The sequence below is a fragment of the Rhodopseudomonas pseudopalustris genome (genome assembly GCF_900110435.1).
Taxonomy (GTDB): domain Bacteria; phylum Pseudomonadota; class Alphaproteobacteria; order Rhizobiales; family Xanthobacteraceae; genus Rhodopseudomonas; species Rhodopseudomonas pseudopalustris.
On sequence record NZ_FODT01000001.1, the window covers coordinates 619,748 to 645,156 of the forward strand.

Here is a 25,409-nt window from a genome sequence, read left to right on the forward strand (position 1 = left end):
CCCTGCTTTTGAAATTGATTGATTGGCAAGGCGGCGCAACGGCCGCAGCGCGCCCCATCTCCCGCCTGCGGGGGAGGGTTGGGGTGGGGGAGACACGGGCACGGTGTTATCGGGACGCGTGCGAGCGCACGACCGCTCTCGATCGTCTCGCGAGACGACGCAGACTTCATTCAACCAGCAACGCAAAAGGGCGGCCCGGAGGCCGCCCTTTCGTATCTTGATATCAGCGCCGATTACTTCGCCGCGAGGTCGAACCGATCCGCGTTCATCACCTTGGTCCAGGCGGCGACGAAGTCCTGGGCGAACTTCGTCTGGGCGTCGGACTGACCGTAGACTTCGGCGAGCGCGCGCAGCTGCGAGTGCGAGCCGAAGATCAGATCGACGCGGGTGCCGGTCCAGCGCAGGTCGCCGGTCTTGCGGTCGCGGCCTTCATAGACGCCTTCGGCGGTGGCCGAGAGCGACCAGGCGGTCTTCATGTCCAAGAGGTTGACGAAGAAGTCGTTGGTCAGCTTCTCCGGCCGGTCGGTGAAGACGCCGTGGCTGTCGTGGCCGACATTGCCGCCGAGCACGCGCAGGCCGCCGAGCAGCACCGTCATTTCCGGCGCAGTCAGGTTGAGGAGCTGCGCGCGATCGACCAGCGCTTCTTCGGGCTGCATGAACTGATGCCGCTTGCCGATGAAGTTGCGGAAGCCGTCGGCCCGCGGCTCCAGCACCTTGAACGAATCGCCGTCGGTCTGCTCTTCCAGCGCGTCCATCCGGCCCGGGGTGAACGGCACCTCGACTTCGGTGCCGGCATCCTTGGCGGCCTTCTCGACCGCTGCTGAGCCGCCGAGCACGATCAGGTCGGCGAGCGAGACCTTCTTGCCGCCCGACTGCGCGTCGTTGAACGCCTTCTGGATCGCTTCGAGCTTGCCGAGCACCTGGGCGAGATCGGCCGGCTGGTTGACCTCCCAATCCTTCTGCGGCGCGAAGCGGATGCGCGCGCCGTTGGCGCCGCCGCGCTTGTCGGAATGGCGATAGGTCGAGGCCGAGGCGAACGCGGTCGAGACCAGCTGCGACACCGACAGGCCGGAGGCGAGGATCTGCGCCTTGAGATCGGCGATGTCCTTGGCGCTGACCAGCTCGTGGTCGACCGGCGGGATCGGGTCCTGCCAGATCAGATCTTCCTTCGGCACCAGCTTGCCGCGATAGCGCACCTTCGGGCCCATGTCGCGGTGGGTCAGCTTGAACCAGGCGCGGGCGAACGCGTCGGCGAACTGATCCGGGTTCTCGAAAAAGCGGCGCGAGATCTTCTCGTAGGCGGGGTCGAAGCGCAGCGACAGGTCGGTCGTCAGCATCGTCGGCACGCGCTTCTTGGTCGGATCGAACGGATCCGGCACGGTCGCCTCGGCGCCCTTGGCCTTCCACTGCTTGGCGCCGGCCGGGCTCTTGTCGAGCTCCCATTCGAAGCCGAACAGGTTTTCGAAGAAGAAGTTGCTCCACTGCGTCGGCGTCTGCGTCCAGATCACTTCCGGCCCGCCGGTGATGGCGTCGGCGCCGAAGCCGGTGCCGAACTTGCTCTTCCAGCCGAGGCCCTGATCCTCGAGTGCCCCGCCCTCCGGCTCCGCGCCGATCAGCGACGGATCGCCGGCGCCGTGGGTCTTGCCGAAGGTGTGGCCGCCGGCGATCAGCGCAACGGTCTCTTCGTCGTTCATCGCCATCCGGGCGAAGGTCTCGCGGATGTCCTTGGCGGCGGCGACCGGATCAGGATTGCCGTTCGGGCCTTCCGGGTTGACGTAGATCAGGCCCATCTGCACCGCGCCGAGCGCGTCGTGCAGCTGGCGCTCGCCGGAATAGCGCTCATCGCCGAGCCAGGAGCCTTCCGGACCCCAGAACAGCTCTTCGGGCTCCCAGGTGTCGGCACGGCCGCCGGCGAAGCCGAAGGTCTTGAAGCCCATCGATTCCAGCGCGACGTTGCCGGTCAGCACGTACAGGTCGGCCCACGAGATCTTGTTGCCGTATTTCTGCTTGATCGGCCACAGCAGCCGGCGCGCCTTGTCGAGATTGGCGTTGTCCGGCCACGAGTTCAGCGGCGCGAAGCGCTGCTGTCCGGCGCCGGCGCCGCCGCGGCCGTCGGTGGTGCGATAGGTGCCGGCCGAATGCCAGGCCATGCGGATCATCAGACCGCCGTAGTGGCCGAAATCCGCCGGCCACCAGTCCTGCGAATCGGTCATCAGCGCGTGCAGATCCTTGATCACCGCGTCGAGATCGAGGCTTTCGAATTCCTTGGCGTAGTCGAACGCCTTGCCCAGCGGGTCGGACAGGGTCGAATTACGATGGAGCATGTTGATGTCGAGCTGCTCCGGCCACCAGTCGCGATTCCTGTGCCCCCGCGAGCCGCCGCCGTGCGGAAACGGGCATTTGCCGCCCTGATCGTCTGTCTTTGCGTCCATGTTTCTCTCCGTCGTCGCCTGTCAGTGTCGTCGCGTCGTTCAAAAGTATGATGACAATCTGAATGGATGATCCAGAACGCCGCGGACGGGGGGGCGTCCGCGGCATCTCTTCCTGGGGTGATGTTGTTGTGTTGGCCGATATGACCGCGCGACCTGCGGGCCCCGGCGATCGCAGACTGGAACAGTTCTTCGATAAGGTCCAGTCGAATTGATTTTACGCATTGATCAGTTTATCTGATCGGCGATGGTGACCCTCCGACAGCTCCGCTACCTTTCCGCCCTCGCCCGCCACGGCCATTTCGGCCGCGCCGCCGAATCCTGCGCGGTGACCCAGCCGGCGCTGTCGATGCAGATCGCCGAATTGGAGCGGACGCTGGGGGTGAAAGTGGTCGAACGCCGCCCCGGCGAGGTGTTTTTGACCGAAATCGGCCGGGAAATCGCCCGCCGCGGCGACGATCTGCTGACCGCGTCGCGCGATCTGGTCGATTTCGCCCGCCACCGCGCCCAGCCGCTGACCGGCCGACTGACGCTCGGCGTGATCCCGTCGCTGGCGCCCTATCTGCTGCCGAAGGTGCTGCCGCTGCTGCAGCGGCGTTTTCCCGAGCTGCGACTGGAGCTGCGCGAGAGCCAGACGCGGCAACTGGTCACGGATATCGGCAGCGGCGCGCTCGACGCCGCGCTGCTGGCGCTGCCGGCCGGCAACCGCGACCTCGACGCGATCGCGCTGTTCGACGACGTCTTCCTGCTGGCGGTGCCGGCCGACGATCCGCGGCCGGAGAGCGCGACGGTGACGGTCGACGAGATCGACCAGTCGCGGCTGATCCTGCTCGAGGACGGCCATTGCCTGCGCGACCAGGCGCTGGCGTTCTGCGCCACCGGGCGCAATCGCGCGATCAATCTGGGCGGCGCCGGCACCGCGACGTTCGGCGCCTCGAGTCTCACCACGGTGATCCAGATGGTCGCCGCCGGCTACGGCGTGACGTTGATCCCGCAGATCGCCGCCGAGATCGAACGACGCGATGCGAGAGTGAAGTTCCTGCAACTGCGACGGCCGCAACCCGGCCGCAGCATCGGTCTGGCGTTCCGCAAGACCTCGCCACGCCGCCAGGATTTCGAGGCGCTCGGCGACGTCGTGACGGAAGGAGTGAGCGGCAAGGCGGCCAGGGAGGAAGCGCCGGCGTGAGCGCAGTGCTGGAGCAGGCTCGACGCTGTTTCCACACGCGAAGCCGGTGTGTACCCGCGAGCCGCTCTCCACTTCGCGCGACAGCGCCCGGTCAGGAGGCCGCGATCGCCGCGGCCTCGGTGGCGGCGCGCTGCATCCCCGACGACATCTCGCCGGTCACCGTGCTCTGCTCCTCGACCGCCGCGGCCGTCGAGGTGACGTATTCGCTGACGTTCTGAATCGCCGCCTTGATCTTGCCCAGCGCGCCGACCACGTCGCCGGAAATGCCGTTGAGGTTCTCGATCTCCGCGCCGATCCGGTCGGTCGCCTGCTTGGCCTGATTGGCGAGATTCTTCACTTCGCCGGCGACCACCGCGAAGCCGCGGCCGGCTTCTCCGGCGCGGGCCGATTCGATGGTGGCGTTGAGCGCCAGCAGATTGATCTGCCCGGTGATGTTGCTGATCAGTTCGACGATCCCGCTCATCGCCTGGGCGGCTTCATTCAGCCGGTGGGCCTGACCGTCGGCGGCATCGACCTCGCTGACGGCGGTCAGCGCCGTCTCCCGCGACTTCGTCATCGCCTCGGAAATTTCCCGCACCGACGCATTCAATTCCTCGGCGCCGGCTGCGACCGATTCCATCATCGCGCGGACTCGTTCGTTGCCGATCCGCACCAGCACCTGACGCGTGGTGTCGGTGGCGTATTTCACCACCTTGAATGGCTTGCCGTTGAGATCCAGGATCGGGTTGTAGGAGGCCTGGATCCAGACTTCCCGGCCGCCCTTGCCGATCCGCTTGTACTCCGCGGCCTGATACTTGCCGGCCGCAAGCTCTGCCCAGAACGTGCTATAGGCCGCGGCGTCGCGCTCGGCGGGCTCGACGAACATGCTGTGATGTTTGCCCTTGATGTCGGCGAGGTTGTAACCCAGCACTTTCAGGAAATTGGCGTTGGCGTCCAGAATGGTGCCGTCGATCCCGAACTCGATCACCGCCTGAGACTTGCCGATCGCGTCGATCTGGCCGGCGAGGTCCGCGGTCTTGAGCTTCTGCCCGGTGACGTCGGTGGCGAATTTGACGACCTTGAACGGCTTGCCCTTGTCGTCGAGGATCGGGTTGTAGGAGGCGAGAATCCAGATTTCGCGTCCGCCTTTCCCGATCCGCTTGTATTCGGCCGCGAGGTAGTCACCGCGATTGAGGCTCGCCCAGAATTCGCGATAGGCGGGACTGTCGCAGAAGGCCGACTCGACGAACATGCTGTGATGCTTGCCCGTGATCTCGTCGAGCTCGTAGCCGAGCGCCTGCAGGAAGTTTTTGTTCGCCGTCAGGATCGTGCCGTCCATCGCGAATTCGATCACCGCCTGGGAACGGCCGATCGCCTGCATCTTGCCGAAATCCTCCATGCTGCGGCGCTTCGCTGCGGTGATGTCGGTGGCATACTTCACCACGCAGAGGGGCTTTCCGTCGTTACCGAGCACCGGATTATACGATGCCTGAATCCAGATCTCGCGGGCGCCTTTGGCAATCCGCTTGAACTCTCCAGCCTGATACGTCCCGGCCTGGAGATCGGCCCAAAACCGGCGATAGGCATCGGTCCGGGTCTCTTCCGGATCGACGAACATGCGGTGATGCTTGCCCTTGATCTCGGCGAGGGAGTAGCCCAGCGCTTCGAGAAACTTCTCGTTCGCGCCCAGCACCGTGCCGTCGAGATTGAATTCGATCATCGCCTGCGAGCGGTTCATCGCCTCCATGATCGCCGTGGAAGAAGGAGAACTGCCGGCGCGCCTGAAGAACGAAAACATCGAAGAAAAAACCCTTGTTGAGGACGACGGCCAGGCGGCGAGCGCACCGGCTGCAGCCAATGGTGATATCGAACTGCGATGTTCACCGTGGCAATCAAGCGTTAATGTTCGACTAGCTCCGCACAGTCAGACAACGATCAATTCTCGCAAGCGCATCTCGACGATAGATGTCATCGCTTGTGGCCGGATGATCGACGCAATCGACAACTCAACTCATGGATGCAGCCTGACCGACAAGTCGCTGCGATGACGCAGGATCGAATCAGCAAGCTGGATCCAATGGATCAATCGCCGATCCCGCGACGACTGCGAGTAGTATGTTGTACTTTCGCCAGCCGCGTTAATTCGAAAGCAAACTCCGCACTCGTTTTACGAGCGTCGGCGCCGACGCGCGGCCGACGGGACTCCATCCGACTGGTGCGGGAAAGTGACGCACCCGAAAAGCAAATGTGAAGACTCGGGCCGCTCGGCTCCGATCTCGCTGAACGGTTCGGCGCGGAGATCTTCCGAGCGAGCGCGATCCATTCGAACTGCTGCGGCGGCGAGTTGCAAAGAAAAGGGGCGACCTTTCGGCCGCCCCCTCCAACACATATCAGCGACAGGGCCCGTTCGGGCCGCAGCCGTCGAACTACTCGCCGGCGGCCTGCGCCGGGGCTTCGTCTTCGGCCTTCGCTTCGGCCTTCTGCTTGGCCTCGAGGTCTTCGCCGGTGTCCTGATCGACGACCTTCATCGACAGCCGGGTCTTGCCGCGATCGTCGAAGCCGAGCAGCTTGACCTTGACCTTGTCGCCTTCCTTGACGACGTCGGAGGTCTTCTGCACGCGGCCGGCGGCGAGCTGGCTGATGTGCACGAGGCCGTCCTTGGCGCCGAAGAAGTTCACGAAGGCGCCGAACTCCATCACCTTGACGACGGTGCCTTCGTAGATCTCGCCGACTTCCGGATCGGAAGCGATCGACTTGATCCACTTGATCGCGGCCTTGATCGACTCGCCGTCCGACGAGGCGACCTTGACGGTGCCGTCGTCCTCGATGTTGACCTTGGCGCCGGTCTTCTCGACGATCTCGCGGATCACCTTGCCGCCGGTGCCGATCACTTCACGGATCTTGTCGGTCGGGATCTTGAAGGTCTCGATCCGCGGCGCGTGTTCGCCGAGCTCGGCGCGGGCGCGGTCGAGCGCCTTGGACATCTCACCCAGGATGTGGATGCGGCCGTCCTTGGCCTGGCCGAGCGCCACCTTCATGATCTCTTCGGTGATGCCGGCGATCTTGATGTCCATCTGCAGCGAGGTGACGCCCTGCTCGGTGCCGGCCACCTTGAAGTCCATGTCGCCGAGATGATCCTCGTCGCCGAGGATGTCGGACAGCACCGCGAAGCGCTCACCCTCGAGAATCAGGCCCATCGCGATGCCCGCGGTCGGCCGCTTCAGCGGCACGCCGGCATCCATCAGCGCCAGCGAGGCGCCGCACACCGACGCCATCGAGGACGAACCGTTCGACTCGGTGATCTCGGAGACGACGCGGATGGTGTAGGGGAACTCGTGATGCGGCGGCAGCACCGGACGGATCGCACGCCACGCCAGCTTGCCGTGGCCGATCTCGCGGCGCTTGGTACCACCGAGGCGGCCGGTCTCGCCGACCGAGTAAGGAGGGAAGTTGTAATGCAGCAGGAACGTCTCTTTGTACGTTCCGGCCAGCGAGTCGACATACTGCTCGTCCTCGCCGGTGCCGAGCGTGGTGACCACCAGCGCCTGGGTCTCACCGCGGGTGAACAGCGCCGAACCGTGGGCGCGCGGCAGCACGCCGGCTTCGGCGATGATGCTGCGGACCGTCTTGGAATCGCGGCCGTCGATGCGCTTGCCGGTGTCGAGGATGTTCCAGCGAACGATCTTGGCCTCGAGCTCCTTGAACACGCCGGCGATGCGGAGCTTGTCGTATTTCGGCTCCTGGCCTTCCGGGAAGAAGTGCGCGATCGCCTTCTCCTTGACCTTGCCGACCGCAGCGTAGCGCTCCTGCTTGACCGCAATCGCGTAGGCGGCGCGCAGCTCCTGCTCGACCAGGCCGAGCATTTCCTTCTCGATCGCCGAATCATCGACGACGTTGAGTTCGCGCGGCTCCTTGGCGGCCTTCTCGGCGAGCGCGATGATCGCGTCGATCACCGGCTGGAAGTGACGGTGACCGAACATCACCGCACCGAGCATGATCTCTTCCGACAGCTCCTTGGCTTCGGATTCGACCATCAACACCGCGTCCGACGTGCCGGCGACGACCAGATCGAGCTGGGTCTCGGGCATCTCGTCGAGCACCGGGTTGAGCACATATTCATCATTGATGAAGCCGACGCGGGCGGCGCCGATCGGGCCCTTGAACGGCGCGCCGGACAGCGTCAGCGCGGCCGAGGAGGCGACCAGCGCCAGAATGTCCGGATCGTTCTCCATGTCGTGGGACAGGACGGTGACGATCACCTGGGTCTCGTTGCGCCAGCCATCGGCGAACAACGGACGGATCGGACGGTCGATCAGGCGGGAGACCAGCGTCTCCTTCTCGGTCGGGCGCCCCTCGCGCTTGAAGTAACCGCCGGGGATGCGGCCGGCCGCGTAGGTCTTTTCCTGATAGTCGACGGTCAGTGGCAGGAAGTCGACGCCTTCGCGCGGCGTCTTGGCGGCGACCACGGTGGCGAGCACGACGGTCTCGCCATAGGTGGCGACGACGGCGCCGTCAGCCTGGCGGGCGACCTTGCCGGTCTCGAGCTTGAGCGGACGCCCACCCCAATCGATTTCGACGGAATGCTTATTGAACATCGGGTGTTTCTTTCATCGGTTTCCGAGAAGACCGGACGCCAAATACCAAAAGACCATGCGCAAGATTGCGGGACGCTGGCGACCAAACGGTGCGAGCAGCGTCCTGCGATCCTGCCATGGTCTTGTGGTGGAGAATGGCGCTCGGTCCTCCCGGGTGCGGGATCGAGACCTCTTGGTCTCCGACCCGCGGGCGGGCCACACGGCCCGTTTACGGCCCAGCCGCCGGATGCGGCTGAGCAAACACACAGGCGAACTCACTGCGCCTGTGTGGACGGTTCGGCCGGACGCGTCGGTTGGAAGCGGCGATCCGCTCCCCGACCGCGCCGGCGGGACGCGACTGCGATCAGCGACGGATGTTGTGCTTCTCGAGCAGCGCCTTGTAACGCGCCTCGTCCTTCTTCTTGACGTAGTCAAGCAGCGAACGGCGCGTCGACACCAGCTTCAACAGCCCGCGACGCGAGTGGTTGTCCTTGGTGTGGGTTTTGAAATGCGCGGTGAGGTTGACGATGCGTTCCGACAGGATCGCGACCTGAACCTCGGGCGAGCCGGTATCGCCGGCCTTGTTGGCATTACCTTGGATGACTTCCGCTTTGCGTTCTGCGGTAATCGACATCGTCAGAGACTTTCCTTGCGAGCCGAACTGGCTGTCAGTCCGGAGAGGTTGAACACACGCTTGGGGATGAGTTCGCCATTGCCGAGCTCGGCGAGGGCCAGAAGCCGGCCTGCCACCGTGACATAGACAGTGCCGCTAGAAATGGGCGCATCCCGTCCGCGCAACAAAACGGCCTGGCCCCGATGGAGCCTTGCCGCATCAGCCCGTGTGACGGCCAGTGCCGGGATGTCGTCCAGCGCGGTCTCAACGGGCAAAAGCGCGTCGGCGAGGCTACCCTCGCCTGACGCGGCTCTATCGCACAAAGCCTGCAGTTGTTCCAGCGGAATCATGTCCGCCTCGTCGAACGGCCCGACCAGGGTCCGGCGCAGCGCGCAGATATGGCCGTAGCAGCCGAGCAACCGGCCCATGTCGCGCGCCAGCGCCCGCACATAGGTTCCCTTGCCGCATTCCGCCTCGAACACCGACTTGCCGCTATCATCATGTTTGACAAGGCTTAATTCGTGAATCTCGACCGGCCGCGGAACCAGCGGCACAATTTCGCCGTCGCGCGCCATGTCGTAGGCGCGCTCGCCCGCGATCTTGATTGCGGAATATTGCGGCGGGGTCTGCTCGATCAGGCCGGTGAACTGCGGCAGCAGCGCCCGGATCGCCTCCGGGGTCGGGCGGAGGTCGCTCGCCTGCGTCACCTTGCCCTCGGTGTCGTCGGTGTCGCGCTCCTCACCCCACGCCACGGTGAAGCGGTAGCGCTTGCGGCCGTCCATCACGAACGGCACCGTCTTGGTGGCTTCGCCCATCGCGATCGGCAGCCCGCCGGAGGCGAGCGGATCGAGGGTGCCGGCATGGCCGGCGCGCTTGGCCGAGAACAGCCGCTTCACCACGGCGACCGCATGGGTCGAGGTCATGCCGATCGGCTTGTCGAGCACCACCCAGCCGTGGACGTCGCGCTTGTCGCGGCGCGGCTGCTTCTTGTTGCCGTCCTTGCCGCGGGCGGTGTTGCGCGGATCGTTGTTGTCACGCGGCTTGCGGAGTTGCGCGGAAGAGGGAGCGTCGTCGCCGGCGTGCTGCACGTCTTGCGGAGCGAGCGTGTCGGCGGAGGTGGTCATCGTCATCAGTCCTGGTCCGAATCGGGTTCGAGGTCTTTCTGCACCGCAGGCGTGCGCAGCAGCTTTTCGATCCGCTCGGCCTCGGCGAAACGTTCGTCGATGCGGAAGCGGATCTCGGGGGCGTATTTCAGATTGACGCGCCGCGCGACCTCGCCGCGCAGGAAGCGCTTGTGCTGCTCGAGCGCGGCGATCACCAGCTTCTCGTCGCGGCCGCCGAGCGGCATCACATAGACGGTGGCGAGTTTCAGGTCGGGCGACATCCGCACTTCGGGCACGGTGATCAGATGGGTTTCCAGCACCGGATCGTGCACGCCGCCCTGGGCGAGGATCTCGGCCACCGCGTGACGGACCAATTCGCCGACGCGAAGCTTGCGCGGCGACTCGCTCTGGCCGGTGGGTTTCTGATGGCGCGACATGATCGTCTCTCAAAACTGTCGTCATGCCCGCGCGGGTCGCGGGCATTCACGTCTTTGATACGGAAAAGCAAGGCGTGGATGGCCGGGCAAACGACGCCGTTCTTCAAACGGCGATGCCCGGCCATGACGCCTCATTTCTAGAAGCTCAGAGCTCGGCTGTAAGAATTGGACTTACAGCGAGCGCTGGATGGTCTCGACGCGGTAGCATTCGATGACGTCGCCGGCGCGCATGTCGGTGTAGTTCTCGAACGCCATGCCGCATTCCTGACCCGACTGCACTTCCTTCACTTCGTCCTTGAAGCGCTTCAGGGTCGACAGCTTGCCTTCGTGCACCACGACGTTGTCGCGGATCAGGCGGACATTGGCGCCGCGCTCGACGGTGCCGTCGGTGACGCGGCAACCGGCGACCTTGCCGACCTTGGAGATGTTGAAGATCTCCAGGATCTGCGCGTTGCCGAGCATGGTTTCGCGCAGGGTCGGCGCGAGCAGGCCGCTCATCGCCTTCTTCACGTCATCCACGAGGTCGTAGATGATGTTGTAGTAGCGGATCTCGATGCCGTTGCGCTTGGCGGCCGCGGCCGCCTCCTTGTTGGCGCGGACCGAGAAGCCGAGGATGACGGCGCTGAAGCCTTCGGCCAGCGTGACGTCGCTCTCCGAGATGCCGCCGACGCCGGCATGCAGGATACGCGCGGCGACCTCGTCGGTGCCGAGCTTCTCCAGCGAGCCGAGGATCGCTTCGAGCGAGCCCTGCACGTCCGCCTTGACGATCAGCGGGAAGTCCTTGCGGCCGGTGGTCTTGAGCTGGCTCATCATCTGCTCGAGCGAACCGCGCATTCCGACGATGGAGGCGGCCTTCTCGCGCTTCTGATGCGCACGATAGCTGGTGACCTGGCGGGCGCGGGCTTCGTTCTCGACCACGGCGAGACGATCGCCGGCTTCCGGCGGACCGTTGAAGCCGAGCACCTCGACCGGGACCGAGGGACCGGCAAAGTCCACGTTGTCGCCCTGATCGGAGATCAGCGCGCGGACGCGGCCCATCTCGGCGCCGGCGACGATGATGTCGCCGACCTTCAGCGTGCCGCGCTGGACCAGCACGGTCGCGACCGGACCACGGCCGCGATCGAGCTTGGCTTCGATCACGGTGCCTTCGGCCGGACGGGATTCGTTGGTCTTGAGGTCGAGCAGTTCGGCCTGCAGCGCGATCATCTCAAGCAGCTTGTCGAGATTGGTCTTGTTCTTGGCCGAGACCTCGACGTCGACGACGTCGCCGCCGAGCGATTCCACCTGCACGTTGTACTGTAGCAGCTCGGTGCGGACGCGCTCCGGCTTGGCGTCGGGCTTGTCGATCTTGTTGATCGCCACGATGATCGGCACGCCGGCCGCCTTGGCGTGATTGATCGCCTCGACGGTCTGCGGCATCACGCCGTCGTCGGCGGCGACCACCAGGATCACGATGTCGGTGACCTTGGCGCCGCGGGCGCGCATCGCGGTGAACGCGGCGTGGCCGGGGGTGTCGATGAAGGTGATCTTGGTGCCGGTCTCCGGCGAGGTCACCTGATAGGCGCCGATATGCTGCGTGATGCCGCCGGCTTCGCCGGACACCACATTGGCGTGGCGCAACGCGTCGAGCAGCGAGGTCTTGCCGTGGTCGACGTGGCCCATCACGGTCACCACCGGCGAACGCGGCTCGGTGTCGGTGGAATTGTCGACCACATCGAACAGGCCCTCTTCGACGTCGGACGCGGCGACGCGCTTGACGGTGTGGCCCAGTTCTTCGGCGATCAGCTGCGCAGTGTCGGCGTCGATCACGTCGTTGATCTTGTGCATCGCGCCCTGCTTCATCAGCATGCGGATGACGTCCACCGCCCGCTCCGACATGCGGTTGGCGAGCTCCTGGATCGAGATGGCTTCCGGGACGATGACTTCACGCACCAGTTTTTCTTTCGGCTCGTTCGAGGCGTGGCCCTTCAGGCGCTGGGTGCGGCGGCGGAACGAGGCGATCGAACGCTCGCGGACGTCGTCGGCGGTCAGCGCCGTGACCAGCGTGAGGCGGCCGCGCTGTTTCGACGCGCCGGGCTTGGCGGCGGGCTGCTTCGGCGGGGGCGCCGGACGGGCGGGGCCGCCGCCGGGGCCACGGCGGACCATGCGCGGCGCCTCGTCGTCGTCGCCGGCTTCGGCGGCGACCGCCGGCGGGCGCGTCGTCGTGGTCACCGGCGCGCGCGGCGCGGTGGTGGTGCTGGTGGAGGCGGGCCGGCCGTCAGCCGGCTTCTTGGCAGGCTCGGTCTCGCCGAAACGCTTCTTGGCCTCGGTCTCGGCCTTGCGCTTGGTTTCTTCTTCGTGGCGGTGACGCTCTTCCTCGGCCTTGCGGCGCACTTCGGCGGCTTCGCGTTCGGCCTTGTCGATCAGTTCCTGGGCGGCGCGGCGCTGCGCCTCGATCTCGGCTAGACGACGTTCCTCGACCTCGCGCACCCGCGCGTCGGCGAGCGCGGTGGCGCGGGCGCTGCGCTCGTCCTCGGTCAGGGTCCTGAGCACCATGCCGCTGCGCGCCTGCTGCTGCGGCGACGGGCGGGGCTGCTGCCGCGCGGGCGCGGCGGGCGCAGGCGTCGGCTTCTTGACGACCTCGGGCGCGGCCGCCGCCGGCTCGGCCGGGCCATCGCCGCCGGCGCGACGCTTGCCGCGTTTTTCGACCACCACCTGCTTGCTACGGCCGTGGCTGAAGCTCTGGCGCACGACGCCCTGCTCGACGCGCGGCTTCAGCGTCAAGGTCTTGGTCGGCATCGACAGAGTCTTGTCGCCAGGAGTTTTCGTATCAACCATTCAGTCGTCCCAATCTCTCAACGTTGTGCGCGTTCGCACAGACTTCGTCAGCAGCTTCTTCGTCAGCAGCGTCTACGTCAGCAGCGTCTTTCGGCGTGTTGATCGGCGTTCCAGCAATAGCCTCAGCGGCATCGCCGTCGTCCACCAGCCGGTATCGGACCAGAATCTGGCAGCGCGACAGGAATGTTTGTCCGGCCGGGCCCGCAAGCACGGCAGCATGTATCACATTTGACCGCCCCAATGCCAAATCCAATTCTTCGGAGTTGAGCACTGTGATGACGGGAAAATCACGCAACCCGGTCTCATTCCCGTCAATTTGGCGGGAAACCGCGTCGAGCTTGCGAATTCCATCGGCGGCGCCGTCGGCGGCATGGATCATCGCCACCGCCTCGCGACTTTTCAGTGCAGAGCTGACCTTGCCGAAACCAGAGACCACCTGGCGGGCCTTGGCGGCGATCGCCAACGCGTCGCAGGCCGATTGCACCAGCAGCCGCTCGATGTCGGCGGCCAGGGTCGGCCCGGCCTTGACGTCGCGCTTGAAGCCTCGGGCGAACAGCTTGCGGCGCACCGCCTGCTCGACCATCGCCCGCGATGCCGTGATCCAGAGACCGCGGCCGGGCAGTTTGCGCTTCAGGTCGGCGACCACCTCGCCGGTCGGCGCGACGACGAACCGGATCAGCTCGCCGGTCGGCCGCACCTGCCGCGAAACTGCGCACATCCGCTCGGTCGCGGACTTTTTGGTCCGCGGTCCGTCGTCGAGATCTGCAGCATCGGCGGCAGCAAACATATGGTCGACAGGCCTTTCACGGCTCTGGAGCAGAATGACTTATCTTCAAATCGTCATCCTGCTCTCGCTTGTTCGTTTGAGCATGGTCTTGTCCGAAAACCGGCGTCCATTTTCGGGATCATGCTCTAGACACATCGGCCCGGATCGCAAGGCGCGGGCGGTTTACTCCGCCGCGCCTTCGGTCTCCGCACCGGCGTCCTCGCCCTTGTCGGCAGTCTGGGCGAGTTCTTCCTCGGTGATCCAGCCGGCCTTGACGCGGGCCTGCATGATCAGATGTTCGGCGTCGTCGCGCGTCATCTCGACGCCGTCGAGAATGCCAGCATACTTCACCGGCTCGGCGCCTTCCTTGCGCTCGGTCCAGCCGACCAGATCGTCGGTGGCGCAGCCGGCCAGATCCTCGACCGTCTTGACGTCGCCCTCGCCGAGCTTGACCAGCATCTTCGAGGTAACGCCGGGGACGTCCTTGAGCGCGTCCTCGACGCCGAGTTCCTGCCGCCGCGCTTCCAGCTCGGTCTCGACGCGGTCGAGATATTCGGCGGCGCGGGCCTGCAATTCGGTCGCGGTTTCCTCGTCGAAACCTTCGATCGAGGCCAGTTCGCGGATATCGACCATCGCCAGTTCCTCGACCGAGGTGAAGCCTTCGGAGGCGAGCAGCTGGCCGACCACTTCGTCGACGTTCAACGCTTCCATGAACACCCGGGTCGAATTCTCGAAATCGGCCTGGCGGCGCTCGGATTCCTCGGTCTCGGTCAGAATGTCGATGTCCCAGCCGGTGAGCTGCGACGCCAGACGGACGTTCTGGCCGCGACGACCGATCGCAAGGGATAGTTGGTTATTGGTGTCCGGAACGACAACCTCGATCCGCTCGCGGTCTTCGTCGATCACGACTTTCGAGACTTCCGCCGGGGCCAGCGCGTTGACCACGAAGGTTGCGATGTCGGGCGACCACGGGATGATGTCGATCTTCTCGCCCTGCAGCTCGTTGACCACCGCCTGGACGCGCGAACCGCGCATACCGACGCAGGCGCCGACCGGATCGACCGAGCTGTCGCGCGACACCACGCCGATTTTGGCGCGCGAGCCGGGATCGCGGGCGACCGCCTTGATCTCGACGATGCCGTCGTAGATTTCCGGCACTTCCTGCTGAAACAGCTTCGCCATGAATTGCGGGTGGGTGCGCGACAGGAAGATCTGCGGGCCGCGGGTCTCGCGGCGGACGTCGAAGATGTAGGCGCGGACGCGGTCGCCGTTGCGGAACGATTCGCGCGGCAGCATCTCGTCGCGGCGCACGATCGCCTCGCCGCGGCCGAGATCGACGATCACGCTGCCGTATTCGACGCGCTTGACGACACCGTTGACGACGTCGCCGATGCGGTCCTTGAACTCCATGTATTGCCGGTCGCGCTCGGCCTCGCGCACCTTCTGCACGATCACCTGCTTGGCCGACTGCGCGGCGATGCGGCCGTATTCCAGCGGCGGCAGCGTGTCGGCGATGGTGTCGCCGATCTGCGCGCCGGGATTGGCGCGCTGCGCGTCCTTCAGCGAAATCTGGTTGGCGGCGTTCTCGACCTTATCGACGACCAGCATGTGGCGCGACAGCCGCAGCTCGCCCTTCTTGGCGTCGATCTCGGCGTGAACGTCGGTCTCCGAGCCGTAGCGGGCGCGCGCGGCCTTGGCGATCGCGTCTTCCATCGCCGCGATCACGATGCCGCGGTCGATCGATTTCTCCCGCGCTACCGCGTCGGCGATCTGCAGCAATTCAAGCTTGTTGGCGCTGACGGCCATGGTCAGTCTCCCTCGGACAGGTCGGTGTCGCCACGCCGCAACCTGTCGGCGGCGAGACGGTGTTGCTTGGTGTTCTTCGGCTTGGGCTTGGCGTCCGGCTTGACCACCGGCTTTGTCAGCGGCTTGGGCTTCGGCGCGCTGCTCTTTTTCGGATCGCTGCGCTTGGCGTGCGGCGGCGGCGGCGGCGCGAGCCCGAGGCTCTGCTTCAGCTCGCGTTCGGCCTGCTTGCCGCGGCGCATCGATTCCGCGACCAATTCGTCGGTCAGCACCAGCCGCGCGTCGCCGATGTCGTGCATCGGCAGCAGCACCAGCGGGTCTTCGTCCTTGGTCACACCCTCGCGCTGGATGCGGATCGCATCGCCCTCGACGCCGTCCAGCAGGCCGCGATAGCGCTTGCGGCCCTGATGCGGAACCGCCATCTCGATCTTGACCAGATGGCCGCTGTAGCGGGCGAAATCCGAGCTGCGGACCAGCGGCCGGTCGATCCCGGGCGACGAAATCTCCAGCCGATAGGCGCGGTCGATCGGATCGGTGACGTCGAGCACCGGCGACAGCGCCCGCGAGACTGCCTCGCAATCGTCGATCAGCATGGTGCCGTCGGGCCGCTCGGCCATGATCTGCACGGTGCAGCCGGCCTCGCCCGATACTTTGATGCGCACCAGCCGGTAGCCCATCGCCTGCAGCACGGGCTCTGCGACCGCGGCGAAACGCGCAGCAACGCCGGGCTCGACCACCAGGCGCGGCTCGGCAAGCGTATCGGGGACGACGGGATCTGCGATCGGATCGGTCATAGGCGGTCGGGTGAGCTTTCGCGATCGGGTAACAAAAAAGAGCGGGTCCCGGGGGGCCCACTCTCGATACGCGGTCGTATGAGAATTTCTTGAGTGGCCTTGATATAGCGGTTTTCCGGCCAAGCGGCAAGGGCCGCCCGCCGCCGCCGCACCAGGCGCGATCCGCGGGGCTCGCCGCCGGCCGGGCGCGAAGGGAACCCGTTGCTGCCTAACTGTTCGTTCATGCGACAGATTTAGGGTGTCGTCGACCGCCGAATGCGGTCTCGTCAAGGAACAGGATGTCCGCCGCCCTTCTGCTCGCACCCGAACTGGACGACGTCGTCGGCCATGGCGATGCCGCGCGGCGCGCCGATGCCGTGCGGCGGATCGCCGACCTGTTCGTGCAAGGCGCGATGAATTTCAACGCCGAACATGTCGCGGTGTTCGACGGCGTCCTGGTGCGACTGATACCCGACACCGACGGCGATCTGCGCGGCGAGCTGGCGCGGCGGTTCTGCTCGCTCAGCAACGCGCCGCCGACGCTGATTGAGCAATTGGCGCAGGATGAGGACATCGGCGTTGCCGGGCCGCTGTTGCGACGCTCGACGCAGATCACCGACGACGCGCTGGTGGAGCTCGCCGAAGTGCGCGGCCAGACCCATCTGATGGCGATCTCCGAGCGGCCGGCGATCTCGCCGCCGGTCACCGACGTGATCGTCCGCCGTGGCGATCGCGACGTGTTGCGGATGGTCGCGGTGAATGCCGGCGCGGCGTTTTCAGCCTTTGGCTTCAGCGGCCTGATCCGCCGCGCGGCACAGGACGGCGTGCTGGCCGTCGCCGTCGGCGTGCGTGACGACCTGTCGTTGCCGCGGTTGAAAGATCTGCTGGCGTCCTCGAGCGAACCGGTGCGCCGGAAGCTGTTCGAAACGGCGTCGCCGAGCGCCCGAATCGCGATCAACCGCGCGCTGCGCGAACTCACCGGCGAGCCGATGCAGCCGTCGGTGAAGCGCGACTTTGCGCCGGCGCAACGCGCGATCGTGGCGCTGCATAATGCCGGCGGCCTCACCGAGCAGGCGCTGCTCAGCTTCGCCCGGGCATTCCAATACGAGGAAACGGTGGCGGCGCTGTCGGCGATGTCCGGCGTGCGGATCACGACGCTCGACCCGTTGATGGCGGGCGAACGCCACGACCCGATGCTGATGCTCGGCAAGGCGCTCGGCCTCGACTGGACCACGGTGCGCGCGATGATCGGGCTGCGGCGTGGGCCGGACCGGATGCCGTCCTCGCCCGACGTCGAGGAGGCGCGGCAGAATTTCGAACGGCTGGCGCCCTCGACCGCACATCAGGTGGTCGGCTTCTGGAAAATGCGACAGGCGATGAACTGAGCCCGTGATCATGCCGCGTCGCGCGGCGCGACCAGAGCATGATTATTTCCGAAAACCGGCATCCACTTTCGGGATGATGCGCGTCTCCGAACCAAAACACTCATTCGGCGCCGGCATTACGCGAAAAGCGCATCAGGCGGCGATGCGGCGGAAGCGCAGATAGCTGGCGCGTCGGCCCTCGCGCTCGGCTTTGCGACCGTAGCGCGTCATCGTGTAGCCCGACCACGGCTTGCGCCAATCGTCGGCGCGCTCGGCGGTCCAATCGAATTCAGGCGCGCGCAGCAGATGCGCCAGCGTCCATGCATTGTAGCTGTCGATGTCGCTGACGAATCGAAACTCGCCGCCATCGATCAACGCCCGCGCCATCGCGCCGATCATCGAATCCTGCACGAAACGCCGCTTCCAGTGCCGACGCTTCGGCCACGGGTCCGGGTGTATCAAATCGATACGCTTCAACGCGCGCGCCGGAAGCCACGCCATCAGTTCCGCGGCGTCGCCGGCGAATAATCTGATATTGCGAATATTCTGATCTTCGATGCGGGCCAGAATCTTGGCCATGCCGTTGACGTAAGGCTCGGCGCCGATGAAGCCGATCTCCGGATGCGCCAGCGCCTCGGCGATCAGATGCTCGCCGCCGCCGAAACCGATTTCGAAACGCACGGCTTCGACCGGCGTATCGAACAGCTCTGCGAGCGTCTCGGGTGCGGGCAGCTCGATATCGAGCGCGAGATGCGGCAGCAGATTGTCGACCAGATCGGCCTGATGCGCGCGAAGCTTGTGACCCTTGCGCCGCCCAAAGAACGAGCCCTGATGATGAACCGTTTCATTCATGTCGATGAACACTTGTTTATGTCGGCCCAGAACGGAACACTTGGTCTGAACGCGACGATCAATAGTGATCATATATCAGCCAGCTTAGCGTGCAGGGCCGGAATTTACTCAACCTACAAAATATGATCGCCGCGAGCCAAGGCGCTGAACTACTCAGCACGGCATCGCGGCGTTAGGGATTTACCGAGCCTATCGGTCGTCGGCCGGCTCACGCGCGGCGATCTGCTCGACCAGATCGACGATGCTGCGGCGAAGCTTGGCATCGGAAATCTTGGTGAAGGCGCGCGTCAGCGCCAGTCCTTCGGAAGTCGCGAGAAAGTCCGAAACATACGACGGAGACGGCGCTTCGCTGAAACCGTTAGCGTTGGCGAGGCCGCCGCTCGGGCCGCCTTCGAACAGAAACGACACCGGCACCTGGAGAATTTCCGAGATCTGCTGAATCCGGCTGGCGCCGACGCGATTGGTGCCCTTCTCGTATTTCTGAACTTGCTGGAAGGTCAGCCCCAATGCTTCGCCGAGTTTTTCCTGACTCATGCCAAGCATGATGCGCCGCATGCGCACGCGGCTGCCGACGTATTTGTCAACAGGATTGGGCGCTTTGGTCGACATCTCAGTTACTCCTCAAGGCACGTGCATACGCGAACGGCAAGCGAATGCGGATTGGAATACGCCTTAAATATCGGAGCCGTCAAATGTCTTCGGATGCCGGCGTTAATATACGCCAATAGATGAACGCAATTTACGTACGTGCGAATTTCGTCGAACTTAATCTCTGGTTGCGCGGCCGTTTTGCGTACTATCACCGGGGTGGTGCTCGTCTTCGTAATAGTACAAGCGTCATGGAAAGCGCAACAAGAACAGCAGCAGGAACATCGCCCACGCGCGCGTAAACGGTCGGCGCGATTTGTGACGGCAGACTCGCGTCGAGCACGCCTTCGACGCCGAGATCGAGCCGTCCGACGATCCGTCCCACCGGATCGATCACCGCAGATATCCCGGTATTCGCGGCCCTCACCAGCGGCAGCCCCTGTTCGACAGCGCGCATTCGCGCCTGCTGCAGATGCTGATAGGGACCGGTGGAGACGCCGAACCAGCCGTCATTGGTGAGATTTAGAATCCACCCGGGACGCGAGCCGCGAATCTCGATCTCATCGGGGAAGATCGCTTCGTAACAAATCAGCGGCAACAGCGGCGGCGCCTTCGGTAGGTCGATATTCTGCCGCTTCACGCCGGGGAGAAATCCGCCCTGCACCTTGGTGAGTTGCACGAAGCCGATCTTCTCCATGAGATTCTGAAACGGCAGAAACTCGCCGAACGGCACCAGATGAAGCTTGTCGTAGACGGCGAGAATCGAACCGTCGTGATCGATCGCATAGATCGAGTTGTAGGCGCGGGTGATGCGGCGGCCCGGCGGCATCTCCGGGGGCCTCACCGCGCCGGTCAGCAGAATGGTGCCTTTCGGCAACAGTTCGGCGATTTGCGCCATCGCATCGGCTTCGCGCGTGAGGAAAAACGGAAAAGCTGATTCCGGCCAGATCAACAGCGTGGCATCGCGCACGCCGGTGGAACCGGGCCCGGTGGAGCGATCCGACAACGTGAGGTATTTCTGCATCACTTCAGCCTTAGCGGCGTAGTTGAAGCGCCGATCCTGTTGCACATCGGGCTGCATGATCCGCAACCGCACCCCTTCGACCAGCCGCGTCGGCGTGATCTGCAACCGGACGCTACCGTACACCGCCATCGCGATCAGCAGGCCGAGCGCGGCGGTGGGCGCGAGCCAGCGGCGGCGAGTATCGGCGCCGTCGTCGAACAGCGTCGCGGGGCTGGCGAAGATCGCCACCGCCAGCAGGGTCAGGCCCCAGATTCCGATCAGCGAGACGCTCTGCGCCAGCGCCAGCGGTTCGGTGAGCGCATAGCCGAACGCATTCCACGGAAAGCCGGTCAGCAGGTGTCCGCGCAGCCATTCGCCGATCGTCAGACTGACCGCGAGCGCGAGCACACGGACCGCGCCCCGCCCCCATAACAGCCGCGCCAGCGCGAAGCCGAGCGCGGTGAACAGCGCCAGATAGGCCGGTAGTCCGCAGATCGCGACCGGCAGCAGCCACGCGAAGGTCTGGGCGTCGACCAGGAAGGCGTAGCCGATCCAGTACAGTCCCGGGACGAAGTAACCGAAACCGAACCACCAGCCGCTCAGCGCCGCGGCGGGCACACCGCGCCATCTGCCGGCGCCGGCGCCGTCGATCAGCCACACCGCCACCGGGAAAGTGACGAACAGGATCGGCCAGGCGTTGAACGGCGCCATCGCCAGCGACGACAGCGCACCGGCGACGAAGGCGATGGCTGCACGCTTCCAGCCCCATGCGAGGATGATGCTCGACGCGACCAGGCTCGGCAGATTCGGCAATTTCACGTCGTGCTCGCTCACTCGCCGGGCGGCGAAGGATTCGGATTGGTCGTATCGGTGGGCGCAGTTGCAGGCTGATCGGACGCCGGTTCGCGCCGGCGCGTCTCACGCGGCCGCGCGACGGCGCGTTCCTTGCGGATGCCGATGCGCAGCCGCTTGACGCGGCGCGGGTCGGCGTCCAGCACCTCGATCTCGAAATTACCGGGGCCGGAAATCACTTCGCCGCGCACCGGCAGGCGGCCGACGTGATTGACCAGATAGCCGCCGAGCGTCTCGACGTCCTCGCCGGCCTCGCCGGTCACAAAGTCGTCACCGATCATCACGCTCGCATCCTCGAGGCTGGTGCGCGCATCGGCGATGAACGAGCCGTCGGGCTGCCGCACGATCGAGGGTGGCTCGGCGCTGTCGTGCTCATCATCGATCTCGCCGACGATCTGTTCGACGATGTCCTCGATCGACACCAGGCCGTCGGTGCCGCCATATTCGTCGACCACCAGCGCGAGATGGATCCGCGCCGCCTGCATCTGCGCGAGCAGATCGATCGCCCGCATCGACGGCGGCACGTACAACAATTTGCGGATGATGCCGGTCTCGGTGAGCGGCATCTTCAGATCGATCGCGCGCAGATCGAGCCCGGCCGGCAGCGTCTTCTTACGCTTGGCCACGGTCTGCGGCGCGACCTTGGCCTTCGCGGTCATGAACGCGACGAGATCGCGGATGTGGACCAGGCCGACCGGATCGTCGAGCGTCTCGTTGTAGACCACGAGGCGGGAATGCGCCGCGCCCTCGAACAGACTCATTAGTTCGCCGAGCGGAATCTCCTGCTTGATCGCGACGATGTCGGCGCGATGCACCATCACGTCGGCGATCCGGCGCTCGTGCAGCCCGAGGATGTTGCGCAGCATGGTGCGCTCGAGCGCGGTGAAGCCGGTGTCGTCGGGCGGGCTGGTATCGAGCACGACCTGCAGATCGTCGCGCACCGAGCCGGGCTTCCACCCGAACAGCGAGCGGATCGCGCGGATCAGCCAGGCGCCGGCCACCGGCCGGAGTACCTCGCCCTGATGCACCACCGCCGGCAATTGCTGCCGGCTTAAGTCCTGCTCCGCTGGTTGCGCTGCGTTCTGCGTACTGTCGCCGTCCGGCATGTCAGCTCACCCGATCCTGATCAGCATAGGGATCCGGAATACCCAGACCCGCGAGAATGCTGCGCTCGGTGGATTCCATCGTTTCGGCCTCGGCGTCGGTCTCGTGATCGTAGCCGACCAGATGCAGAAAGCCATGGACCGCGAGATGGCTGAGATGATCAGCGAACGGCTTGCCCTCGTCGTCGGCTTCGCGGCGCACCGTCTGATACGCGATCGCGATGTCGCCGAGCATCTGCGGCGCACCGCCGGAGTCCTGACAGGCATCCTGATAGTCGGGCTGCGGCGCCGGAAACGACAAGACGTTGGTCGGCTTGTCGATGCCGCGATAGGACGCGTTGAGCGCGCGGACGCCGTCGTCGTCGGTGAGCATGACCGCAAGCTCGGCGTCGCCGGTGTCGGCGTCGATCATCGTCGCCGCGGCTTCGATCGCGCGCAGCACGACGGATTCGGCGGAGGCCTCGGCTTGCCAGCAATCGGCGGCAATCACGACCTCGGTGGCGGGAATGGCTGAACTACTCATCGGCTCGAAACTACTGTCCCGAGCCGCCCCGATGCAATCGGAACGGCCCCCGGCGTTGGATTGTGGCATCAGGCTGCGCCGCCCGCCGGCTTCGGCGGGGCCCCCTCATAGGCGGCGACGATCCGCGCCACCAATTCGTGGCGAATGACGTCCTCCGCGGTGAACTTCACCTGGGCGATGCCCTCGACGCCCGACAACAGCCGCACCGCCTCGGACAAACCCGAGGTCTGGCCGTTCGGCAGATCGACCTGGCTCGGATCGCCGGTGACGATCATACGACTGTTCTCGCCGAGCCGGGTGAGAAACATCTTCATCTGCATCGAGGTGGTATTCTGAGCCTCGTCGAGGATGATCGCGGCGTTGGTCAGGGTGCGGCCGCGCATGAAAGCCAGCGGCGCGATCTCGATCTCGTTGGTCTGCAGCGCGCGCTCGACGATGCGCGAATCCATCAGATCGTACAGCGCGTCGTAGATCGGGCGTAAGTAAGGATCGACCTTCTCGCGCAGATCGCCCGGCAGAAAGCCGAGCCGCTCGCCGGCCTCGACCGCCGGGCGGGTCAGGATGATCTTGTCGACCTCCTTGCGCTCGAACAATTGCGCGGCATGGGCGACCGCCAGCCAGGTCTTGCCGGTGCCGGCTGGCCCGACGCCGAACACCAGCTCGTGGCGCTTCAGCGCGCGGATGTAGGAATCCTGCGCCGCGGTGCGCGCCCGAACCGGGCGCTTGCGCAGGTTGATCGCCTCGAACGCGCCCGCCGCCGGCTTGCTGTCGAACTCGAACAGCGAGCCCTGCGCGATCACCGCGCGGATCGCGCCGTCGACATCGCCCTGGCTGAGATCACTGCCCGACACCGCCTGGGCGTACAGCGTCTCCAGCACCCGTCGCGCGGCGTCGCAGCTCTCGCGCGCGCCCGCGATGGTGATGTGGTTGCCACGCGAATCCACCACCACGGCGAGCCTGCGCTCGATCTGGGCGAGGTTCTGGCCATACGGCCCGACCAGCGCCGAGGCGGCGCGGTTGTCGTCGAAGGCGACGACCACTTGGGTCTCGGGCGGGGTCTGGCTGTCGCGTTCGAGCTTGCGGCGGGAAATCAGCGAGGACGAATCCGATGCGCTTTTTGCCAAGGGGCTCAGGCTCCAGTGGCGGCCAAAGGACGAGCATGCTGCGGCGGCTTGGCCGCCAGTTCGCCGAGCAGGCTGTAACGCTCGAGGCTATCGACCCGGACCGGAAGGATCTGCCCGACGAGGCTGTCGGGCGCCATCCCGGGACCTAGAAACATCGGGCCTGGAAACACATGGGCGGGCTGCAGATAGGCGGTGCGGCCGACGATCTGGCCCGGCTTGCGGCCGGCGCGCTCGAACAGCACATCCACGGTCTGGCCGATCGCCGCCTTGTTGAAGGCCGATTGCTGACTGTCGATCAATTGCTGGAGCCGCTCCAAACGCTCATCCATCACCGCTGCGGGCACCATCTCCTGCATGTCCGCCGCGGGCGTGCCGGGCCGCGGCGAATATTTGAACGAATATGCGCCAGCGTAACCGATTTGTGTGACCAGTGCGAGGGTGGCGACGAAATCCGCCTCGGTCTCGCCCGGGAACCCAACGATAAAATCCGATGAGAAGGCGATCTGCGGCCGCGCCGCACGGAACCGGTCGATCACCCGGCGATAATCGGCGGCGGTGTGCTTGCGGTTCATGGCGGCCAGAATCGGGTCCGATCCGGACTGCACCGGCAGATGCACGAACGGCATCAGCGCGTCGAGGTCGCGATGCGCTTCGATCAGCTCGTCATCGACGTCGTTGGGATGGCTGGTGGAATAACGCAGCCGGACGATGCCCGGCACGGCGGCGAGCCGGCTCAGCAGGCGGCCGAGCGTCCAGGCGCGGCCGTCCGGCCCCTCGCCATGATAGGCGTTGACGTTCTGGCCGATCAGCGTGATCTCGCGGACGCCGTTGTCGGCGAGGCGCTTGACGTCGTCGATGATCGCCGACACCGGGCGCGAGACTTCGGCGCCGCGGGTGTAGGGCACCACGCAGAAGGTGCAAAACTTGTCGCAGCCCTCCTGCACGGTGACGAAAGCCGAAATGCCGCGGGCACGGATGGTTTCCGGCCGCGGCTGCGGCAGGAAACCGAATTTGTCCTCGACCGGAAATTCGGTTTCGAGCGCGCGGCCGGTCTCTTCGGCGCGCGCCAGAAGCTGCGGCAGATGGTGATAGCTCTGCGGCCCGACCACGACGTCGACCACGGGGGCGCGGCGGACGATCTCCTCGCCCTCCGCCTGCGCAACGCAGCCGGCGACCGCGATCTGCATCCGGCGGCCGGAACTTGCCGCCTCGTCGCGCGCCAGACGCAGCCGGCCGAGCTCCGAATACACCTTCTCGGAGGCCTTCTCGCGAATGTGGCAGGTGTTGAGGATCACCAGATCGGCGTCGTCCACCGTCGCGGTCTCGACAAAGCCCTCGGGCGCCAGCACGTCCACCATGCGCTGGGCATCGTAGACATTCATCTGACAACCATAGGACTTGATGTGCAGCTTGCGCGGCGGGGCCATGACAACCGTGGTTTGAGGATGAGGATCGCCCTGCCTTACAGGCGAAAGCCGGCGAAATCCAGCCGGCGGCGCCGACGCGACCAACAAATGAGT

The 25,409-nt window shown here is 65.4% G+C and carries 20 protein-coding genes; 3 read left to right on the forward strand and 17 right to left on the reverse strand.

Annotation, left to right across the window (positions count from 1 at the left end):
• Window positions 1-233 precede the first annotated feature (233 nt).
• Complete coding sequence (gene katG / locus BMY71_RS02895) at window positions 234-2,432, reverse strand: catalase/peroxidase HPI (RefSeq protein ID WP_092681558.1); 2,199 nt, start codon at window positions 2,430-2,432, stop codon at window positions 234-236.
• Window positions 2,433-2,676: 244 nt separating this feature from the next.
• Here katG and BMY71_RS02900 point away from each other — a divergent pair, with 244 nt between their 5' ends.
• Window positions 2,677-3,615: a LysR substrate-binding domain-containing protein gene (locus tag BMY71_RS02900; protein ID WP_092681560.1), complete on the forward strand. Its 939-nt coding sequence runs from the start codon at window positions 2,677-2,679 to the stop codon at window positions 3,613-3,615.
• Window positions 3,616-3,706: 91 nt separating this feature from the next.
• Here the strand turns inward: BMY71_RS02900 and BMY71_RS02905 are convergent, their stop codons facing one another.
• A complete protein-coding gene (locus BMY71_RS02905; RefSeq protein ID WP_092681562.1) occupies window positions 3,707-5,392 on the reverse strand; it encodes a methyl-accepting chemotaxis protein in 1,686 nt (561 codons plus the stop codon).
• Here BMY71_RS02905 and BMY71_RS24275 point away from each other — a divergent pair.
• Entirely contained in the window at window positions 5,301-5,642 is a 342-nt protein-coding gene (locus BMY71_RS24275; RefSeq protein ID WP_175557560.1) for a hypothetical protein, read from the forward strand. The two genes, BMY71_RS02905 and BMY71_RS24275, sit on opposite strands and share 92 nt — an antisense overlap.
• A 378-nt stretch (window positions 5,643-6,020) precedes the next feature.
• Here the strand turns inward: BMY71_RS24275 and pnp are convergent, their stop codons facing one another.
• The 8 genes from pnp to rimP all read right to left on the reverse strand — a co-directional run bounded on the left by pnp (window position 6,021) and on the right by rimP (window position 16,501).
• Window positions 6,021-8,189 (reverse strand): polyribonucleotide nucleotidyltransferase, encoded by a 2,169-nt coding sequence (gene pnp / locus BMY71_RS02910; protein WP_092681564.1) that lies wholly within the window; start codon window positions 8,187-8,189, stop codon window positions 6,021-6,023.
• A 343-nt stretch (window positions 8,190-8,532) separates the two neighbouring features.
• Window positions 8,533-8,802 (reverse strand): 30S ribosomal protein S15, encoded by a 270-nt coding sequence (gene rpsO / locus BMY71_RS02915; RefSeq protein WP_011500658.1) that lies wholly within the window; start codon window positions 8,800-8,802, stop codon window positions 8,533-8,535.
• A 2-nt stretch (window positions 8,803-8,804) separates the two neighbouring features.
• Complete coding sequence (truB, locus tag BMY71_RS02920; protein WP_092681566.1) at window positions 8,805-9,911, reverse strand: tRNA pseudouridine(55) synthase TruB; 1,107 nt, start codon at window positions 9,909-9,911, stop codon at window positions 8,805-8,807.
• Window positions 9,911-10,321, reverse strand: a complete 411-nt coding sequence (rbfA, locus tag BMY71_RS02925) for a 30S ribosome-binding factor RbfA (protein WP_011500660.1) — start codon at window positions 10,319-10,321, stop codon at window positions 9,911-9,913. The genes truB and rbfA overlap by 1 nt, the downstream gene beginning before the upstream one ends.
• Window positions 10,322-10,492: 171 nt before the next feature.
• Window positions 10,493-13,138: a translation initiation factor IF-2 gene (gene infB, locus BMY71_RS02930; protein ID WP_092681568.1), complete on the reverse strand. Its 2,646-nt coding sequence runs from the start codon at window positions 13,136-13,138 to the stop codon at window positions 10,493-10,495.
• Window positions 13,131-13,925: an RNA-binding protein gene (locus tag BMY71_RS02935; protein WP_092681570.1), complete on the reverse strand. Its 795-nt coding sequence runs from the start codon at window positions 13,923-13,925 to the stop codon at window positions 13,131-13,133. Before BMY71_RS02935 ends, infB begins: the two co-directional genes overlap by 8 nt.
• A gap of 162 nt (window positions 13,926-14,087) precedes the next feature.
• Complete coding sequence (gene nusA, locus BMY71_RS02940; RefSeq protein ID WP_011500663.1) at window positions 14,088-15,710, reverse strand: transcription termination factor NusA; 1,623 nt, start codon at window positions 15,708-15,710, stop codon at window positions 14,088-14,090.
• A 2-nt stretch (window positions 15,711-15,712) separates the two neighbouring features.
• The gene (gene rimP / locus BMY71_RS02945; protein WP_011500664.1) at window positions 15,713-16,501 is read right to left on the reverse strand and encodes a ribosome maturation factor RimP; all 789 of its coding nucleotides are present in this window, start codon (window positions 16,499-16,501) and stop codon (window positions 15,713-15,715) included.
• A gap of 278 nt (window positions 16,502-16,779) precedes the next feature.
• Between rimP and BMY71_RS02950 the strand changes: the two genes are divergently transcribed.
• Window positions 16,780-17,865 (forward strand): DUF2336 domain-containing protein, encoded by a 1,086-nt coding sequence (locus BMY71_RS02950; protein WP_092681572.1) that lies wholly within the window; start codon window positions 16,780-16,782, stop codon window positions 17,863-17,865.
• A 132-nt stretch (window positions 17,866-17,997) separates the two neighbouring features.
• Here the strand turns inward: BMY71_RS02950 and trmB are convergent, their stop codons facing one another.
• From trmB to miaB, 7 genes are all read right to left on the reverse strand, one after another.
• A complete protein-coding gene (trmB, locus tag BMY71_RS02955) occupies window positions 17,998-18,696 on the reverse strand; it encodes a tRNA (guanosine(46)-N7)-methyltransferase TrmB (RefSeq protein WP_347336016.1) in 699 nt (232 codons plus the stop codon).
• Window positions 18,697-18,885: 189 nt separating this feature from the next.
• Window positions 18,886-19,305 carry a helix-turn-helix domain-containing protein gene (locus BMY71_RS02960; protein WP_011500667.1) on the reverse strand — a complete coding sequence of 140 codons (420 nt, stop codon included), beginning with the start codon at window positions 19,303-19,305 and terminating at the stop codon, window positions 18,886-18,888.
• A 190-nt stretch (window positions 19,306-19,495) separates the two neighbouring features.
• A complete protein-coding gene (gene lnt / locus BMY71_RS02965; RefSeq protein WP_092681739.1) occupies window positions 19,496-21,106 on the reverse strand; it encodes an apolipoprotein N-acyltransferase in 1,611 nt (536 codons plus the stop codon).
• 11 nt (window positions 21,107-21,117) lie between these two features.
• Complete coding sequence (locus BMY71_RS02970) at window positions 21,118-22,245, reverse strand: hemolysin family protein (RefSeq protein ID WP_092681576.1); 1,128 nt, start codon at window positions 22,243-22,245, stop codon at window positions 21,118-21,120.
• A gap of 1 nt (window position 22,246) precedes the next feature.
• Window positions 22,247-22,765, reverse strand: coding sequence for an rRNA maturation RNase YbeY (gene ybeY / locus BMY71_RS02975; protein ID WP_092681578.1), 519 nt, complete (start codon window positions 22,763-22,765; stop codon window positions 22,247-22,249).
• A gap of 68 nt (window positions 22,766-22,833) precedes the next feature.
• On the reverse strand, window positions 22,834-23,889 hold the full coding sequence (locus BMY71_RS02980) for a PhoH family protein (RefSeq protein ID WP_092681580.1): 1,056 nt from the start codon (window positions 23,887-23,889) through the stop codon (window positions 22,834-22,836).
• Between the two features lie 5 nt (window positions 23,890-23,894).
• The gene (gene miaB, locus BMY71_RS02985; RefSeq protein WP_092681582.1) at window positions 23,895-25,316 is read right to left on the reverse strand and encodes a tRNA (N6-isopentenyl adenosine(37)-C2)-methylthiotransferase MiaB; all 1,422 of its coding nucleotides are present in this window, start codon (window positions 25,314-25,316) and stop codon (window positions 23,895-23,897) included.
• Between the last annotated feature and the right edge of the window lie 93 nt (window positions 25,317-25,409).

Coding starts and splice junctions, on each gene's coding strand:
- katG (WP_092681558.1), bottom strand. CDS start 2,432: ATGGACGCAAAGACAGACGATCAGGGCGGCAAATGCCCGTTTCCGCAC.
- BMY71_RS02900 (WP_092681560.1), top strand. CDS start 2,677: ATGGTGACCCTCCGACAGCTCCGCTACCTTTCCGCCCTCGCCCGCCAC.
- BMY71_RS02905 (WP_092681562.1), bottom strand. CDS start 5,392: ATGTTTTCGTTCTTCAGGCGCGCCGGCAGTTCTCCTTCTTCCACGGCG.
- pnp (WP_092681564.1), bottom strand. CDS start 8,189: ATGTTCAATAAGCATTCCGTCGAAATCGATTGGGGTGGGCGTCCGCTC.
- rpsO (WP_011500658.1), bottom strand. CDS start 8,802: ATGTCGATTACCGCAGAACGCAAAGCGGAAGTCATCCAAGGTAATGCC.
- truB (WP_092681566.1), bottom strand. CDS start 9,911: ATGACGATGACCACCTCCGCCGACACGCTCGCTCCGCAAGACGTGCAG.
- rbfA (WP_011500660.1), bottom strand. CDS start 10,321: ATGTCGCGCCATCAGAAACCCACCGGCCAGAGCGAGTCGCCGCGCAAG.
- infB (WP_092681568.1), bottom strand. CDS start 13,138: ATGGTTGATACGAAAACTCCTGGCGACAAGACTCTGTCGATGCCGACC.
- BMY71_RS02935 (WP_092681570.1), bottom strand. CDS start 13,925: ATGTTTGCTGCCGCCGATGCTGCAGATCTCGACGACGGACCGCGGACC.
- nusA (WP_011500663.1), bottom strand. CDS start 15,710: ATGGCCGTCAGCGCCAACAAGCTTGAATTGCTGCAGATCGCCGACGCG.
- rimP (WP_011500664.1), bottom strand. CDS start 16,501: ATGACCGATCCGATCGCAGATCCCGTCGTCCCCGATACGCTTGCCGAG.
- BMY71_RS02950 (WP_092681572.1), top strand. CDS start 16,780: ATGTCCGCCGCCCTTCTGCTCGCACCCGAACTGGACGACGTCGTCGGC.
- trmB (WP_347336016.1), bottom strand. CDS start 18,696: ATGAATGAAACGGTTCATCATCAGGGCTCGTTCTTTGGGCGGCGCAAG.
- BMY71_RS02960 (WP_011500667.1), bottom strand. CDS start 19,305: ATGTCGACCAAAGCGCCCAATCCTGTTGACAAATACGTCGGCAGCCGC.
- BMY71_RS02970 (WP_092681576.1), bottom strand. CDS start 22,245: ATGCCGGACGGCGACAGTACGCAGAACGCAGCGCAACCAGCGGAGCAG.
- ybeY (WP_092681578.1), bottom strand. CDS start 22,765: ATGAGTAGTTCAGCCATTCCCGCCACCGAGGTCGTGATTGCCGCCGAT.
- miaB (WP_092681582.1), bottom strand. CDS start 25,316: ATGGCCCCGCCGCGCAAGCTGCACATCAAGTCCTATGGTTGTCAGATG.